Source organism: Burkholderia sp. AU16741 (assembly GCF_002223345.1).
GTDB classification, from domain to species: domain Bacteria; phylum Pseudomonadota; class Gammaproteobacteria; order Burkholderiales; family Burkholderiaceae; genus Burkholderia; species Burkholderia sola.
Map to the genome: position 1 here is coordinate 1,528,987 of NZ_NKEZ01000003.1, position 17,495 is coordinate 1,546,481.

General features: G+C 54.6%; 11 protein-coding genes. 2 read left to right on the forward strand and 9 right to left on the reverse strand.

Annotation, left to right across the window (positions count from 1 at the left end; genetic code table 11):
- Window positions 1-1,028: 1,028 nt before the first annotated feature.
- Together CFB89_RS34110 and CFB89_RS09550 are read right to left on the reverse strand one after the other, a co-directional pair.
- Entirely contained in the window at window positions 1,029-1,418 is a 390-nt protein-coding gene (locus tag CFB89_RS34110) for a hypothetical protein (RefSeq protein WP_144030079.1), read from the reverse strand.
- Between the two features lie 82 nt (window positions 1,419-1,500).
- On the reverse strand, window positions 1,501-1,902 hold the full coding sequence (locus tag CFB89_RS09550; protein WP_256979621.1) for a hypothetical protein: 402 nt from the start codon (window positions 1,900-1,902) through the stop codon (window positions 1,501-1,503).
- 195 nt (window positions 1,903-2,097) lie between these two features.
- On the opposite strand from CFB89_RS09550, the gene CFB89_RS09555 reads away from it, so the two are divergent.
- The gene (locus tag CFB89_RS09555; RefSeq protein ID WP_256979622.1) at window positions 2,098-2,490 is read left to right on the forward strand and encodes a helix-turn-helix domain-containing protein; all 393 of its coding nucleotides are present in this window, start codon (window positions 2,098-2,100) and stop codon (window positions 2,488-2,490) included.
- A 57-nt stretch (window positions 2,491-2,547) separates the two neighbouring features.
- Here CFB89_RS09555 and CFB89_RS09560 read toward each other — a convergent pair whose 3' ends face one another.
- From CFB89_RS09560 to CFB89_RS09585, 7 genes are all read right to left on the reverse strand, one after another.
- A complete protein-coding gene (locus CFB89_RS09560) occupies window positions 2,548-3,186 on the reverse strand; it encodes a hypothetical protein (protein ID WP_256979623.1) in 639 nt (212 codons plus the stop codon).
- Window positions 3,187-3,202: 16 nt separating this feature from the next.
- Entirely contained in the window at window positions 3,203-3,499 is a 297-nt protein-coding gene (locus tag CFB89_RS09565) for a hypothetical protein (protein WP_089467640.1), read from the reverse strand.
- A 1,879-nt stretch (window positions 3,500-5,378) separates the two neighbouring features.
- Entirely contained in the window at window positions 5,379-5,630 is a 252-nt protein-coding gene (locus tag CFB89_RS09570) for a PAAR domain-containing protein (protein ID WP_089467641.1), read from the reverse strand.
- A gap of 10 nt (window positions 5,631-5,640) precedes the next feature.
- On the reverse strand, window positions 5,641-6,588 hold the full coding sequence (locus CFB89_RS34115; RefSeq protein ID WP_144030080.1) for a hypothetical protein: 948 nt from the start codon (window positions 6,586-6,588) through the stop codon (window positions 5,641-5,643).
- The gene (locus CFB89_RS09575; RefSeq protein WP_089467642.1) at window positions 6,585-9,596 is read right to left on the reverse strand and encodes a calcium-binding protein; all 3,012 of its coding nucleotides are present in this window, start codon (window positions 9,594-9,596) and stop codon (window positions 6,585-6,587) included. The genes CFB89_RS34115 and CFB89_RS09575 overlap by 4 nt, the downstream gene beginning before the upstream one ends.
- Window positions 9,597-9,647: 51 nt before the next feature.
- Window positions 9,648-12,155, reverse strand: a complete 2,508-nt coding sequence (locus CFB89_RS09580) for a type VI secretion system Vgr family protein (RefSeq protein WP_089467643.1) — start codon at window positions 12,153-12,155, stop codon at window positions 9,648-9,650.
- Window positions 12,156-12,609: 454 nt separating this feature from the next.
- On the reverse strand, window positions 12,610-16,278 hold the full coding sequence (locus CFB89_RS09585; protein ID WP_179233394.1) for an SIR2 family protein: 3,669 nt from the start codon (window positions 16,276-16,278) through the stop codon (window positions 12,610-12,612).
- 393 nt (window positions 16,279-16,671) lie between these two features.
- Here CFB89_RS09585 and CFB89_RS09590 point away from each other — a divergent pair, with 393 nt between their 5' ends.
- Window positions 16,672-17,292, forward strand: a complete 621-nt coding sequence (locus CFB89_RS09590; protein ID WP_089467644.1) for a recombinase family protein — start codon at window positions 16,672-16,674, stop codon at window positions 17,290-17,292.
- Window positions 17,293-17,495: the final 203 nt, after the last annotated feature.

Here is a 17,495-nt window from a genome sequence, read left to right on the forward strand (position 1 = left end):
ATTCACAGCTAAGCTAGGCGAGTGCTTGCATGCGAGAATCTCAAATTTGGGCATTGATTCATTCGCCGGCGCTGTCGGGCAGTGCGTGAAGTGGAGTCATGCCCTCCGACCTCACGCGGAGGAAGTATTTGGCGAGCCAATCCTGCTTACCTTTGGACAAGTCTTGAGCTCAAGCAGACCCTTTTTCGATCCAAGTTGGGCCGATCTTCGGACTTGGTATCGGCAAGGGTTGCGGGCATCGGACTTCGTAGGACGGTCCGGCATCAACTTGCACGCGTGGTGGACGTTACCATCCGGCGAGGTGATCGACGTTACCCTATGGTCCACGTTGTCAGCCGTATGGAATCGGCCAGACCTCCTCGGGGCCGTAACTGGCGGCTGGCCTGACGAAATTGCGCCCAATCCTACGTATATTCCTATGGCCGTCGGCGACGACTATATCCAGACAGTAGAGAGGCAGACGTTATCTGGCCGCTTCTTGGCGAGCGAATGCACATTCGCGGAACTGAACGCGCGCCCAGTAATGGCAGTTAGAACATAAGGGCATTGGGTTAGGTGATGGCGTTCGCGTCAGCGGCGCGGGTCCCGCCCTCCGCGGCGAGCGGATAAGCAGCCGTTGTGACGCAGAACGCGGCCATTCGCATGATCACCGAAAAGTTCTGCTTTTGGCCGGTAGCTGCCTCTCGCCATCGCCGCCGCCGATGACTCGCCGATGGCGCGCTTCGACCGACCCCGTGCGGGCCGCTGGTAAACTCGGGCAGCTGAGGCAACTTTTCCCGCTCACATGAGCACGCAACCCACCGCAGCACCTGCAACCGTCACACCAAGGATGCAGCAGTAACCAAGCGTCGAATGCTCTGCCACCGCCGCACGGTGCACGGTGCACGATCAGCTTGCCAGCCTTGACCGTCGCAGTCGCACCGTACTGCCGAACTCCGCGCGTGATGAAGTGCCGAAGGCAGTGAAGCTGTGTTGCAGCTTCACTGCCTTCGGCACGTGTGAGTCTCCAGTAGACTCGTGCGCAAAGTTCAGCTAATCCAACCAGCCAAGATGCTGGTACCCGTGACCGCGCCCAAGAACAGTCCTACGCATTGTGGACCGATCGCCCAGCACATCCTCGTCCAGATCGCATCGGAGATTCCGCCGCTCGTCACGAGGATGTCGGGCCTGAAGATTTTCCGCACGCCGTCACCCAGCCTGACGCCGATATAGCCAAGCCACGCACCACCGAACCAGAGAAAGAGAAACTTGAGAGCTGGGTGGCTTGGATGCTGTGGCATGTACACACCAGTCGCCAAGAGCGCGATAAATAGCGCGCCGATGATCCATGTCGCTGTTCCCAGTCTGCTTCGTTTAGCGATCGGGTTCGCAGCTGGCGTTGCAGCCGAGGCATTGGTATCGCTTCCAGATGAACTCATAACAGGCTCCGTTGTGAATTAAATAGAGGTCTGCCGCCGAAGCACGTTGCCGATGTATCGGAACATCAGCAAATGAGGTTGCTTACCACTTCGGGCGAGCACACGGCGTCCCGCGCTGAAGGCAGGCGTTGTAGTAGTCGGAGATGGCCTTTCCTCGCATCGGGTCGGTGACGTTGTCTTCGTAGATGTCTTGGACCATCGAAGCCGCATAGGCTTGGGCCAAGATCGGCAATCCGCCCACAAACGTCATTTGTTGCTCTTCTGTCAGCCCCCTGTTGCGGCATCGAATGATCCGCTCCCCCGAGTTGTATTTCCCATTCGTCAAGTCAGGACACACGCTCGCGATCTTCCGTGCAGCATCAAGCTGTGGCGCTTGGCTCGTCTGCGCGTGTGTGACGGACGCCGCAAGTGCGATTGCAATGGCAGAAATATGTGCAAGCTTCATGGCTTTGGTACCCCGTTGGTGGTTGAGACTGGTTTGCATTAAAGTCGCGCAGTTGTTATCTGACGGACCCGTCCGACTGCTCGAGCGACGGCGGCCCTGTGACCTGCACCGAGGCCTGTCGCATTCGCCACGCTCCGAAATATTCCACATAACGAATATTATTCCATATAACGCTCTTCTCTCACGATGCCGTGACAACTGACACTTCTTCGTCAAACGAGGAAGGGGTCAGGCTTGAGCAACGTTGAACAGCTCGCGCGGTCGATCGGTGCGGCTATTGCGGCTCGCAGAAGGGCGCTCGACATGACGCAGGAGAAGCTGTCTGAGCTACTCCAAATAGAGCAGTCGTCGCTTTCGCGGATTGAACGCGGGACATTGATCCCTAGTCTTGAGCGCTTAGCTGGCATTGCCGAGAGCCTGCAGTGCCGACTAGCCGACTTATTGAGTGCGGCTGGCGTCAGTTCACACGACCGAGCAACGAGAGTTCACGAAAAACTCGCGCACCTAACGCCGGCGCAACAAGAAATAGTTGAGCGGTTAATCGACGACGCTCTTGCCCTGCTGGAAGCGCCCCAAGGTAAGCGTCCTTCACGGTTGAGCACAAAGTCGAGCAGAAAGGGAACGTGATCCCGAATCGCAAGTACCACGTGGGCAAACGAACGTCTGTGCCAGTGACATCTGCCGTTACGGCGGCTTCATGGTTCGAATCGACATTGCGCCGGTGAGCACGACTTTTCGCTGATCGAGTCCAGTCACATACCGCGCGTACCCGCCCAACCTGCCGCGGACGGTTTCTGTCCGTGTCAACCGCGCGTTGTAGGCCGCGAGTACGGGTTCGGCTTCAGCGGAATCGATCACCAACAACGTGTGTCCGTCGAAGGTCCGGCCGATCCTTCCTCCTTCGATGCCGACAGCCAACACCGCATGTAGGGTCGCCCGACGCGATTGCCGAAACGTCAGGATCACCGGCCGACCGCGCAATACTTCTCGCTCGCTGAATCGGAGAACGTCAGCGTGTGCCCCTTCGAAGCGGGTAGTGCGCAGTCCCGAGCCGAGTTCCCGAATCAGCGCTTGCAGTTCTTCGAGCGACATGCCCGAGAGATAAAACGGCTGCGCGCGACGCCAGAATTCCGCTTCAGGGTCGCGACGGCGCGACGGAACATTCAATGGATCGGACAAGAGCCCAAGCATGGCAAGCGCCATCGCCGTTGCATGTAATGCGCAGGCGCCGTCCCAACACCCTTGAAAACTGAATGCCGGGGTATTCGAGCCGACAAGCGTGAGGCGTCGGCCAGAATGAAGAGCCGGATGGAGTTTTTGCACGGTAAACTCCATCGCATCAGTATTCGCAAGGCAACAAGAGGGTTGTCGCCCGGCGATCGGCTTCCGTGATGACCCACAGCCGTTCGCGACGATCGCCCAGCTCATATGCAGACAGCAGACGCGTTCCATGCGTGACCGCGAGATCGTTCGAGCGAGCATCGGCCGCGCAGACGACACCCCAATCACCTCTGCCGTGCCGCCGAAGCAGGCCATTGGCGTTGGTGCCGGTGCGGTCGAGAAGGTCGAGCGCGCCCAGTGTGGCAACAATCAAGCCAAGAGGGAACAGAGGTTCGCAATGATGATGCGCGTACATGGTTAGGTATCCAGAATAATTAAGACGAACGAAGGCGCCGAACTGATGTTCGGAAACAAGCTCAAGGGTGGAAAAGACTGAAACGCGAGGCGATACAGGGGCGTTTCAGGAAAGCGAGGTGCGATGAATGGGATCGCGGGGGCCGTTGAAGACGCGATGTCCAGGCCGAGCCGGAAAACGTGCAGGCAACCGCGAGGCAGAGAGGCAAAACTAGGGATTTTTGCTCAAAATCGGCCAACAACACCATAGAACGACTCTTCGGCGGGGAAAATGTAGCACAACTCGATCAAAATAGATAAAGGGGTTCGATCAAGTGCTCACAAATCGGTAATTTTTACTTTTTCATGTCTTCGGGCCGGTCCCGAATCCTCCGCTGATACCGGAAATGGCTCTCTGACTCATTTTCCGGCCCGTCAGGGGCTCCGATTCACCCCAGATAGGACTTGGCATGGGTGCAACCATGCGGCGGCGCTATGGGCCGAATTTTCAATTCGAAATGGTTTTGTAAACTTTGCGTGGCGCGGCAACCGCTGGATGGGACCGTTGCGGGGCGAAAAATGGGCATCGGTGCTCATTTTTTGAGCAAAATAGGCCGCCTCGTGTATTTTGCAACCCGAAATATAGGCTAACGCCTTTATTACCTACCCAAATCGGGCGCAGGAATAGCAAAACGAGGCTCGATATCGCTTTCCAGCCCCATCAAATTCATTAATGCGACTACAAATCAAGGTTCCGACGACTTACTGCCTCATAACGACGCTTTCGCCTCGTTTTTTCCCGAGTAATCTGCGACAAATACTGACATTGAGCACACCAGTTGCCCGCTGACGAAACCTGCCGGGGTCGCGCCCACCATCGATGACCGCGCGCACACTCCCATTCGAGCCTCGTGTTGTTGTCGACATAGTGCCCAGATACGCACATGCCGCCCCGGTCCGCAGCGATCGATCGCATCAATTCGATGCCCTGCCGCTGCCTGTCTTCGGTACGACATGTCGGACACCAGTGCCCCTTCAAGATTTCCGTACCCCACGCCATCCACTCGTGTCCCCGGTCGCACTGAAATGGGTAACGAGCCTGAATACGTTGATAGCAGGATGCGAGGCATCTGCCGCCGTGCTCCGCCGCCTTCGCTTGCAGTTTCGCAAGTCCGTCGGGAATTCGCCGCGCATCAACGAAGCATTCTTGACACCATGCCTTACGCAAGATGTCGTAGCCAGCGGCCTCCCACTCATGCCCATGCCTGCATCGGAATCGATACTTCGCCATGCGGCCGTTATAGACGGGCGACAAGCATTCGCCGCCGCGCTCTCGCGCACGATCCTGTATCGGTTTCAGGCCGCCTTGATATCGACGACGCTCAGCTCGTCGTTCGGTGGAGCACTTTGCACACCAATGATCGGCCAAGACCGAAGCGGCGCTGGCCTCAAACTTGTGGCCTGCAGCACAGACGAAGCGGTAGTGTGCGCTTTTTCCACGATACCGCTTACTCAGACACTGACCTCCAGCCGAGACAGCCGTATCGTGCATTAGAGTCATCGTCTGCTCGCCCCAGCATTTAAGGCATCGTACCGAGCGCCGCGTCACTCGGACGAGGCGCAAAAGACTGGCTCCTAACTGGGAAGATACGTGCCCGTTTTCGCAACGAAACCGGTACTGATGCGAGACACCGCGCCACTCGCGGGCCATCAGCGTGAATCCTGCTGTTGCGAGGTAGTCACGGATTTTCGAGAGGCGATCGTTGCCGGTTGCCATAAAAACAGCGCTCGTTACCAATAACAAACCATGTGTTACCCAACACCCCAGCCCGGCAAAAGTGTGGGGCACTAGGCATGACCGATGATGGTGTCGACACGGCGCTACCTGCTCGACCTCAGACTCAAACGAGACTTGAGATTAGGTGACAGCCGCACGTGGCGCGGTGGCCGTGACGAGCGATCGGAATACCATTATCCGTCATCGATGGATCGCCTTCCTCGATGAGGTTAGGTGAGACATCGGGATGTTGGGGGCACGACACGCGATCACCCTTGCGGGCGACATAGCGACCATCGAAACGCATGGTCGCAGAGCCCGTTTCGACCTTGCCGCCATGGTCCGTGTCGTCGTCGATGCGGATAAGATCAATCATGGCGGGATAATCAATAAAGTATCGTTCCCAGGAGGAATTTGTATTTTTTGTTATTTGATGCCCAGGTTCCAACATATGCGCTATCAAACTTCTTTCCGGTGAATGTCGCGACAGGCACGTTTCCTGAGCTCGAATATTCTGTCAAGTTCATACTTCCATTCGCTACTGTTCCTTTAACGGAAATTGGTGCCTTTTTATTCAGATAGATGTAGCTGCCGTCGACCGTGCCAGTCTCACTTTTTGGCAAGGATGCATCTATCCAAAAATCCTTTCCGATCCACCCACCTAAACGCTGATTTACTGGATCAGTCTTGCAACCAGAAAGGCAGAGTAATGCGCTTGCGTCGGGCATGCTGTTGGAAGGGAATGCGTACGTTGCTACCGACCAAACTCTCGTATCAGCATCGTATGCAGGCACTGTTACAACAAGCCCTGCTTGGCTTGCAACTCTGATTGCTTCTGTGTTGGTCGGAGTCGGCGAATCATTATTCACATTCCCATTGCACAGGCCCTTAAAGGCGCTCGCCAAAATAGTTTTCCCTCTGGTCAAGACCACATCCCCTCGGCAACTTTGCCCGCCCCATCGTTCACCATTCACTAACGTCATCTTCGAGAGCGATATGTAATTCTTAGCATGCAACTCGCCATTCTTGTAGGAGAAGATCAGGACGGTCCAGTTTTTTGACGATGAAGAATCGCTGTATTCCAAAGCCAGACTTGTCTTACTTTCATAGAGCGTAGCATCACCCACGACTCCCTTGAAATCTGGATCAGAAGACAAGTGTGTACCGCTAGCGCTATCCACGAGATAACCACTGCTATCCAACTGGAGGCCGCAGTGCTTCCCAGATGAATTCGCATCGCAAACTTCCAGGCCAGGAATCTGATAGCTGCCCGCCATTGCAGTTGACGCAAATGCAAATGCGAGGCATGTTCCAAAGCTAAACTTAGCAATCATTTCGTTTCCCTGATAAGCTTCTCAAATTTCTCTGCATAAAACTGAAACTGCTCAGCTTTGTCTGGATGACCTGACCCCGCCGGACTATCGCCATTAATAATGTAGCGAGCATGATAATAGTCAGGCTTTGCTCCATCGAGGTGAGTTGATAGCGAGTTCCCGCCTCTAAACAATCCATCCCTCATTCCAATCATCATAATTCTAACCGCGACAGGTAAATCCAAGACCAAATCTGGATTTGCGACAATATCGGCGCCAGCTATTTCTTTAAATTTCTTGTATCCAATTTTCCACGTAAGTTGAACCAGTCCGCGCCCCCGATATTTATACCCATCTCCAGCCTCTGTGTTTCCGTTGGCTATAGCCCGTTTTTTATGTGCTTCTGTTGCATGAGGGCCAACTCCGTAATTTGTCTCCGCCTCATCATATGAAATTCCTTCGCATATCGGGGAGAAGAAATGCTGAGTATGCCAGTCGTACGACTCAATTCGCGCTGTTGCCAGCATATACGCAAGGTACTCTGTTTTGCATTCCTTGAAATGGACCGGGTATTGCTTCATCATTTCGGTTACAAGATCATGCAAGCTCTTGACCGACTGGGGATTCATCGGTGGCAACGTCACATGTTTCTTGCCTTCGAACCAGCCAAATTCAGTCGGATGTTGATCCGCATATCGCTTGCAAAACTCATCCACGTTTATGCAATTGCAGGAGCCTGATGCCGAGAAATTTCCAATCAGCCCAATCGGATGAAAATGCCATGGTTTCGGTTCTTTCGGAAGAATCTTCGAATCAATACACTGAACATCCTCCCACCACTGAAGCTTCTTGATCCGTTCCATCTCGTTCTGCCATTTCCATGGCACGAGCTTCATATGGGGCGTGATGTCCTCCCACTTCCCCATGTTGCCGCCCCATTCGCTCTCACTTTTCACGACTATGTGCGAAATTGCTTCGGCTAACCATGGCGTCTTCTGCGCATCCGCCAATTCCGCGGCAGTAACCTTGCCGTCGTGATTGACATCAATGGCTTTTTCGAGCTTCTGGATGAGCTCACTGGTAGCCAATGCATCAGCACTCGGCTTGAAGTTATCCTGATCCTCTCCCATGGCCAGTTCAGCGACGAACAGGTAACGCTTGAACATATCGACCATCGTGGTCGAACTGTTGTCGACGAGCTCGAACCCCGGCCAGTCCCACTGGCTACACAGCTGCACTTTGGGATGGTCCCGTTCACACACCCAGCCTTGACGAGCTCCACCGTCTTTCGTGCCGACCGTCACATTCCACCAGCGTTTCGTTTTTCCGCTCGCGTCCTTGTCTTCTCGTGCCAAGCTTTGCGGTCCCTGCTTGTCGAGATCGACCACCCGAAACATGACCCGGAAGTCCGTTGGGGACCCGTCTGCTTGGCTAACCTTTAGCGGAAAGTCTTTCCAGCCCTTGACAGGCCCCTTCGTCATTTGATTGACAAGACCTAGGGTGCTGTCGATCCAGAACGGAATACCGGTCGGCATCTCGATTGGCTCAGGTTTTTTCGCTGGCTTTGCCTTGTGCTTCTTCCCCTTGCCAGCCGGAGCAGCAGGCTCCGGTTGCACGGCGGGAATTTTTACTGTCTTGGGTTGTACCTTGACCCATCGCGATTTCGGATCGCTGACGGGTACAAGCTTCAAATCCGTCTGCTCAAGGGTGTAATCTGGATCAGGCGCTTTCGTCACGAGCTTTGCACCTGTCAAAACTTCCAGAAAAGGCTTGTCCATATTCGGATCTGCCGCCGACAATTCCTTCGCGCGCGCCTGACTCTTGGCGATGAACGCTGGAAGATCGGGGCCCGCAAAAACTTCGAGGTGCAGCAAGGGTCGAGTGGGCAACGGCGGAGTGGGTTTCGCTTCCCTGTATCGCTGGTATTGTCCGATATGCGCAACAACGTCTCCCGCCTTGACGGGGTACGGCTTCTTGAGCACGACCACCTTATCGACAGGGCCAGACTGGGGAATCGGCTCGAGTTCCGAAATGTAAACGTAACCCCACTTCAGTTGCACGTCGGGCGGCTGACCAACGACTGGGCCCACCGGATCACCTTTAATGATCTTCGTGATTTTTGCCCAGCCCTTGCGCCCACCGTTATCGGCCTCGTTCACGGTGAGTTCCGTGCCCTCGGGTAGCAAACCGAGGAGCTTGGCGTTCGGAGTAATGCGAACCCGCACACCTGATACAGGCTCCGGCAACGCATCATCTGGGCCTGGTTGCTGCGGCGACGAATCGTCATCGGGCGCACTCGGATCGATCGGCTTCGGTTTCGGAAGGTCCTGTTTGTTCGGTTTCAACGCTCGATACGAGCGGTCAGCTTCCCAGTACGGAAGAGGCTTGAGTTGCGGCGCCTTGGCGTCTGCACTCTCCGTTTTGGGCTGATCGAGCGCGGCTTTATACGTTTTCCAGTCGAGCGTATGCATGTACAGACTGAAGAACGTCAGCGTTTCACCGGGTGGCGGACCGGAGGGCGCGGGAGCTGGTGTCGGTACCGGAGGCGTTGCATTCCCCCCCGAGGCGGGTGATCCGGCTGGTGCATTTGCGGGAGCGGGTGCTGGTTCCGTCTTTTTCGGTGTGGGTGGCAATTGCAAAGTATGGCGGATCAGCACAAAGCCCCGCGAGTACAACGCATGACGTTGGTCCTGGTAGGTCAGCGTGGGGTATTCGTTGTCGAGTCGGTAAGCGACAACCTCGCCCGTGGCGATCGCGCGTACGCCTTCGTCCTGTTTCAGGGCCTCACCTGTTTTCTGCCCGAAGTGAATGCCGCCGTGCCAGATGCCGCTAGCTCCCAGTGGATAAAATCCATCCTCCGCAGTCGCGAGCACCTTCATGTAGGTCATGGGGTCTGCAGCATCGGACGCTGCACCTTCCTTGGCAGCAGGCGAAAATGGATAGCTCCATGCAAGAGGCGTATACGCGGGCTTGGCATCCGGCTCAGGCGTCTTCGGGGGTTGTTTTTTTGGAGGGTGCTTATCCGTCATGGCAATTGAAATCGTAAGTCGTTATCGTGCTTCAGGAACGGGGCATCTCGATCAACCAGAGAAATCGTCCGCGTAACCACCATGCTTCGAAATCGGCGTGCCGTTCAGCGGATCACGCAACGTCATGGTCGACGCCCCGGGCTTGTCCCACGACGCGCATTTTTCGAGAATCTGGCCCGACGTCCCGTTCTCGATCATGTCAGGCGTGATCTTGATATACGATCCACCGACATTAAGAATCAGTTCCTTTTCTGCGCGCAGAATCATCCGTCCCGATGCACTCTCGATCTTGACGTCCTGCTGCGCCAGCATCGTCAACGCATCGTTCTGAGCCTGAATTTCGATAGGGCCTTTGGTCGCGAAGATTTTGATCCCGAGGTTTTGAGCGTACAGGCTGATCTTGTCCATCACGCTCGCGAGCAGCGACTTCCCGGCTGCGAGATTGACATTTTTCCCCGCTACCAAGTTGACCTGTTGATTCGCCGACACGTGAATCGATTGCTGGCTGGATAGGCCAACACCTGCCGGGCTCGACAGCAACAACGCCGGTTTCGCAAATCCACTGGCATTGCCCGTTCCGCCGCCAGCCGTGCGGCCACCTTTGGTGACGCCCGGAACGTTGCCCTGCGTCATCTCAGTAAAGGCCTTCATCGCGTCGCTGCCGTCCTGTAGGCTTTCGGCCCGATTCGTTTCGCTCGCCTGCGAGACCGTCTCGAATACTGCCTCCGAAGCTGCAAGCTGATCGGTCGCGGCCGACACGTTCATTGGCTGTACCGCTGCCGGGTGAGTCGAGATCGACAGACCTTGCACCGCCCGAATCGCTCCATGCGCCTCCGACTTGAGATCGAAGCCACTGCCAACGAACGAGCCGCGCGTGTTGTCGGACTGCTCAATCAGGTAACCCAAATGCAAGTGAGAGCTGTAGCTCGACGAGTAAAGTTGAGCTCGGTTTTGACCGCTCGAATCGTCCATGACAAGCTGGTTGAAGCCGTCGCCACCATACTCGCGGGAGCGGAAGCCGGACAGCAGGCCATGCGTGTGCCACACCGGCATCGTTGCGCCACCGTGCAGTCGCGAGATGATCACCGGTCGGTCGCAATCGCCATTTACGAATCCTAGAAGCACTTGATCATCTTTGCGCAACGGGAAATAACCGCCGCGCCTAGCGCCGGCGTCCGGCATCGCCGCGCGAATCCATGACGTGGACTTCGCATTGCGATCCTTTCGACTGTTCGACGTCCGGACCCGCACACGATTGCCGTCGTCTGTGACGATTTCCTCGTCACTATCGGTTACGACAATCGCCGTCTGCAAATGCATTTCCGGCTTCTGATGCTCGAACGGGCTGCGGAATGGCGTCTTGCGAAGTTGCGCTTCGATCTCGACGTGAAAAAATCCGATACCGCCATCGCGGTGGTTCACGGTCGTGCCAGTTCCGGCCGCCTTGACCTGCTCGATCTCGCTGCGCAGGCTATGCGGGAATCGCGTGAGCGCATCCATGCCGGGCAGATTATTTTGGATCAACCAGTCGCTCGCGATGATCGACAGCTCGCGCTCCTCCTCCGGCAATGCATCGAAGAGGGGATGTCCCGACACCTTGAACCAGTAGCCGGGCAACGCATAGCGGGGACTACCGATTGCGAAATAGCGTTTTGACCGCGAAGCCCATTCTTCGGTTCGAATCCGGGCCTGTTGTTGTCCAGCATCAGATTCGGCCCACGTCTGTGAGCCGGTATAGAGATACTCTTCGCCTTGACCGGGTAACTCATCAAGGTCAGCCGCTGGCGTACTCGCCTGTTTATCGAGGTCAGGTCGCTTATAGTCGGCGGTGCCGAGCGTCAGCGTCGCACTTTGGGCGTCCTGCTGTTCGCTCAACTGGGTAAGCCCGTCGAAATCCTCGTCGGTACCCGCGTGACTGAACTTCATCTCCGAATTCGGGAGCGCCGGCCCAAAATAGAGGTCGTCCATCATGACGACCTTGTGCGACTTGCCATCCTTCGCGAAATCGAAGCGCGGAAACACGCCGACTTCCTCCAGACTCCGGTGCACGAAATTCCAGTCGGTTTCCCACTGCACGCGGTGCGAATATGAGCGTATCGCCGTGCGCAGTTCCTGACCATAGTTGCCGGAAGCCTGCGGATGCTTGTCGAATACGTCGGTGAGAATCTGCCAGCCACCGGCTTCCTGCCAGTCGCGCCGATCGCTGCTGAGCTTGAGGAAGCTTAGCCAAGAAGAGAACTGAAGCTGAAAATACGAAACACTTCCATCATTTCCAAGGCGGCGAGCCCGCTGCACATAGCCATGGATTGGCAGATAGCCGCCGTCAGTCTGGCGGATCCAAAGCGTGACGGGTTGCAGCATCAGAGCGTTGAGCTTGATCTTGTCACCCATGACGGATGAGGCGTCAACGGTCACCTCGAAATTGCGCCCAATCCGCGCGTTGATCTTGACGTACAGTGGCGTGAGCCAGTCGTCGCCGAGCGGCGTATCGAGTTTGACGATGCGATCGAATTGCGCGTAGCCGCCGCGCAGCACCTTCAGCAAGCTTTCCCCGGCCATGCAGTCACCCCGTTTTGTGCAGAACGCGTCCGATCGTAGCTAGACATCTAAACGTCGGGACTGCGTATGCGCCACATAAAAATTACAAATAACAAACTACTATATTAAATTACGCCTTCACGCAGAGGCCGCAGCCGACCTAAAGTGTGATTGCGGAAGTTGCCTCCAAAGATCATACCAAAGTCAGCTCGCCACGATAAAGGCGTCGTGACGATTCTTGACTGTCTTCTTGACGCTATCCACCGAAACTCGTCGCAGAGTCGAATACCGACCTTCACAGCAACGTACCCCAAAATCAATGCCTGTCGACCTGTCGACCTGTCGACCTGTCGATCGTCAAGTCGTCAACCACTCAATGTGTCATTTATTATAAGAAATCAGAGTGATTGACGGCCCCATCACGAGATTTCTATGTCACGCCTCAGTGAAAAGACGAGGTACTAATAGACTACGCTTATTCTGACAACAAATTATGCAACCTTCTCCACGACTTTGAGGTTCGTAGTGCCGGATCAGCCTCGACAATTTCATCCAGCAACTCCCGCAAACCCATCGGGGGATAGTTAGGTGCCGGCTCGATAATTTTGTCGATCACGAAGAGCACTTGTTTTGGCCATCGTCTAGAGAGTGACAGATTGTCTGCCATTTTTTCCCGCAAGCTGTGAAGCACGACATCCGGATGTTCAATTTGGGTAAGATAATCACGCACAGTCTCTATAATATTGCTGAAGAGGTTTGGCAACTCATGAGCCAGGCGAATTATGCCTTCCGTGATTGCGCCAGTCTGAAATATGACCTCCTGTGGCCAAGTCGATGCAAAAAACGACTTTCCAAATGTTTCCCATGCCGATTGATCCACCACGATTCGCCCAGCCATCCATAGTGCGGACTGACGCCCCAAATCACTGAGCCCTTGTAGAATACGACGACATTCTTCATCATTAATATATCGACGATCTTTAGTTCGCCAATATCTTGCAACAATTAGCATATGCACCGCATTTCTTTCAAGTTCCGCGTCTGACAATGGGCCTTGAGATTCCGAGAAAAGTGCTACAAAATCAGCTTTCAATAAACGAAAGAGCGTAGCCGAAGGCACATTCGCCTCCCAAATGAAACCCGCCCATGCTGCGTCTGATAGTGTGTTCTGGCGAGAGAAAAATTGAAGTAGTCGGCGCTTTACCCATCGACTATCCACATAAAAGAGGAAATTCAATCGTCGGCCAACCAAGGTGGCGGCATGATGTGCGCCATCCCCAGAGGATGTAAGTGCTCGGTAGACTCTTCCAAGCAGCTCGGCATCGAGTCCCTCATTTGATTGATAGCTCCCCTCCCTCAAAGTAGAAAACAACGTCTCGACCATGCGACCTATAGGTGAATTTATGGCAAAATCCACCAATCTGGTAAAAGCTTTCGCCTCCCCATCCCGCCTTACTTCATGAATAGCACTTCCCGTTGCCTTACTTCCGAGCGCAACAATTTTATCGAACACTCGATCCCATAGTCTCCAGAAGATATTTCCGCGGAAAGAGAACAAACGAGGCAAGTATTTTTCAATCCATGACGTAGCTTCAAAGCGAATGCAAAAAAATAAATCTTCTGGAGCATCTGCAAGCTTGTGCGCGCAAATTAGAAGTGCTCGTCTTGGCGCAGAATCTGGCCAATTGGAAAGCAACTGTTTCCAAAGAAATACACTATGGTCGCCCTCTGGCTCATACAATGAAAGGGCTCGGAGGGCTCGGACTGGCCGCTTCGACACAAGTCCAGCGAACGGTGCATGTTCAACAAAATCCGAACTGTCACGCCTCGACAATTTAAGTGCCTGCGGGACAATTTCGGCCAATGGCAGGTGCAACAAATTCTCTGGGTCCGTCTTTCGCTGAACCCAACCGCTTCTCCCATCCCAATCGTGATCAGCTGACTTCTCGGCATCCTCGCTCCAATCAGGATTTCCCCGGATATCACTGAGAATATTTTTAGCCGATCGTGATAATTCACAGCTATTTCGTTCTAGCCATCCTAAAGACATGCCAGCATCAAAAATAACCCTCAACCTATAGTCTTCCGACGCTTCCCCCTCATACGGTTGCCGACCATCGATGAATCTCTGCTCTATGTGTCGTCTAATTTTGGGCCGAATATCACTCCATCGATCCCTGAGCAACAGAAGCACTTCCCGCCGCAAATATATATTCCAAAACGTCTCGTCAGACAGTTTAATAATGCCTTGCTCAACACACTTACCATCAAATGCGATACGATTTCGCCAAAAGTGCAATTTTAATTTGTCGAAAAAATACCTATCTGATTTTGGCCATGCCTCCACCTCATCACGCGCCTCTGCCGGAGAAAGATCGCACAAGCGCTGAAATAGCTCAACCGCCCAGAAGAAATCGGCCTCAATGCCTTCACGATGATGGATATGTCCCCCAGGTCTTGAGTCTGGTTCAATGGCGGGCAACCTAAAATAATTTAATGATCCAACGGTTTCATTCAGAAGGTCTATTGAACGAAACAATATTCGTCGAATAATCTGAAAAACAGTGAGCACGAGATGATCCGGGACGTTAATATCGGCCCCATGTCGCCGCGCGGTTACAACCTCAAATTGAACAAGTCTCCCTACATCCACCGATTCATCTATCGAGGGTGGTGCGGGCGAGCGGTAGACAAGCATAGCCTTCACGGAAAGCCGTGGTTGTGCGACTTTCTCGAGTTTGCGAAGTACAGAAGTAGACCAGCCCTCGGCACGAATTCGATCAGCAAGCCTATACCATGAAAACTCCCTTGTTTCTTCCTGCAACTCAGTGAACGACTCGGATAGAAGCGCCCAAATACTTCTCGATTCTCCTTCAAATGATGGAATGGCTCCATTACGCCCATTCAATCGACGATCCACTGCTTCCAAAAGCGATGAATGTAAACTCCGCTGCCGTGCAGCCCACCAAATAGCGGCCGGTTGTTCTGCGACTCGCTCAAACCAACGGACAAACCACCAGAGACGCTTCGAATCCACGGCCGCCGGAGAGGATCGCATCCCAGCGAGCCGCGTGTAGTTCTGACCGTCGTCATCAGTGGCCAATGTTCCGATAAGATCAACGCCACCTATGTCCGTAGGCCGGCCATTCGATGGAGGAGGCGGTGGATCGTCATCCAGTCCAAACTCTACGTGCGGATTGATCTCTTCTGCATCACTCGCCCAGCCGTTCTTTTCTGGACGTCCATATCGCGAGTATTTATCAAAAACGCACAGCCATTCTGCTGGAGGTGGGGGCTCAGCGTCAGCAAACGCTTTTGCTCCTTCTCGAGTTTCGACCAACGCAACAACCTGACCACGCTGATGTGGAAGTAACGACCGTGGCGATGTGCGTGCATGCGCGAGAACACTTGCAGTCCACGAGTCCTTGTTGATTGCTCGAACAGACCAAGCTTCGAGCGTTGTCCATAAATCATCAAACTGCCGAAAGGCTATACCGGTTACGCCCAATTCGTGCCACTTCGCACGCACGGTTTCCGGCTCCCCTCGGTCGAATGCATAGATTGTGCGCAATTTCGCGGAATTGCTTGCGGACAAACCTTCGAGGAGGTAACGAACCGGGGGATCACTTGCTGAATATCCCAATAGCACAACCACACGCTGCTCAAGCAACTGACGCATAAATGTTGTCGCCCAGCCGTCTGCTAGATACGCACGACCGAAGTCGGCCGAACTCAGCACGAGATTCTGGCCATCGTCACTCTGCTGCCGCAAGCGGCCGTGAAGATAAACGATCCCCGTCGGCACCTCCATGGCTGTCATCGGTGGCAACAACGGTGGCGTCCACCGACGCAGCTGTCTATTCGCCCGCTCAAACATCAGATCGAAGTTTGTCGTCACTACGAGCGGAGTACCGGAAGCATCAGCAGAGAGACGAAGGATAGCTTCATGCTTAATCGGACTTGCTGCCTTTGGTATCTTCAATAGCCAATTGACCTCCCGCTCGACCCTTGGACGGGAATACTCTCTCTGAAGAAGGCCAAATACTTGATCCAACGGCGGCGCTAGGTCCGGGTCGTTTTTCTCTATTGCAGGCGCCATGAGCTTGCCAATTTTTGACGCTGGGGAAACACCCAGACGCGTCATGACGCACTTCGTGAGTTTGAAAAAACTCGGTAAGCCAACTGGCATAGAAACGCCAGCGCCACAAAAAAATACTACTTCGCCTTTATCCCTGATGCTTAGCAGCTCATTTGGGATCGACGGCCCGTCGGGAAGGAATCTCAGTTTAGTCTCCGTTTGGTCGAAAACGACATCGAACAAAGCCTGATATCGAATGCTATAGCCTACCGCAACTCGCAGAGTCGACGGGAGAAGCACGCATAAACACCGACGCGCACACTGCTCGTAAATCTGGATCACTTGGGTACACCATGACGAGCCAGGGGCGCGGGGATCGGAGCATGGATCAATAGGATCAACCGTAAAATTGAGCCATGCTATAATTGATCTATATACTCTAATGAGCCACTCAAAGTCATGCGCAAACTCTACTACGGGCGGATTTCCACCACGGACGGCCAGTCCTCGTCGAGCCAGTACGACGACGCCAAAGCCCATGGCGTGCAGGACAAGGACGTTTTCATTGACGAGGGCGTGAGCGGCTACCACGTCGCCCCTGACGAGCGGGAGCAGTGGCGCAAAGCGGAACTCGATCTGCGGCATGGCGGCGTTCTCGTCGTGCGCTGGCTCGACCGGATCAGCCGCCGTTATGACGAACTACATCGGACAATGCGCCGCTTAATGGACCTCGGCGTTCGCGTCGAATGTACGCTCAACGGAATGGTGTTTGATGGGAAGGCAAAAGACCCCATCGAAAAAGCGACGCGGGACGCCGTGCTGGCTTTCATGGCGGCACAGGGTGAAGCGGATTACCGCAACCGAGCAGAGATGCAGCGTCGCGGCGTCGCGATCGCGAAGGCGGAAGGAAAATACAAGGGGCGCGCCCGATCCCACGACTACGCAGCCATCAAGGCATGGCGCGCTGAAAGCGGCGCGAGCATTCGGGAGACTGCCGAGCAGTTCGGTGTGGGCACGGCAACGGTAAAACGGGCGTGTGCAGAGCACGTCCCTTCCAAGCGACTGGCAGTTCATCTCTGAGGTGCTTTGGCCGTTACCCCCATCGCTGACGGCATGCCAACATTGTCGAGTGGCAGCTAGCCGACCTTGCTGGACGTCCAGCCAGCCAAGCCCGGCACCGCTCCCGTTATTAATTCAGTAGCCTGAATCACGGACACCGGCGCTCCATTCACCCTGCGACAGTAGCTGCTTGCAGCAATCGACTAGGCGACCGTAAAGCAGCG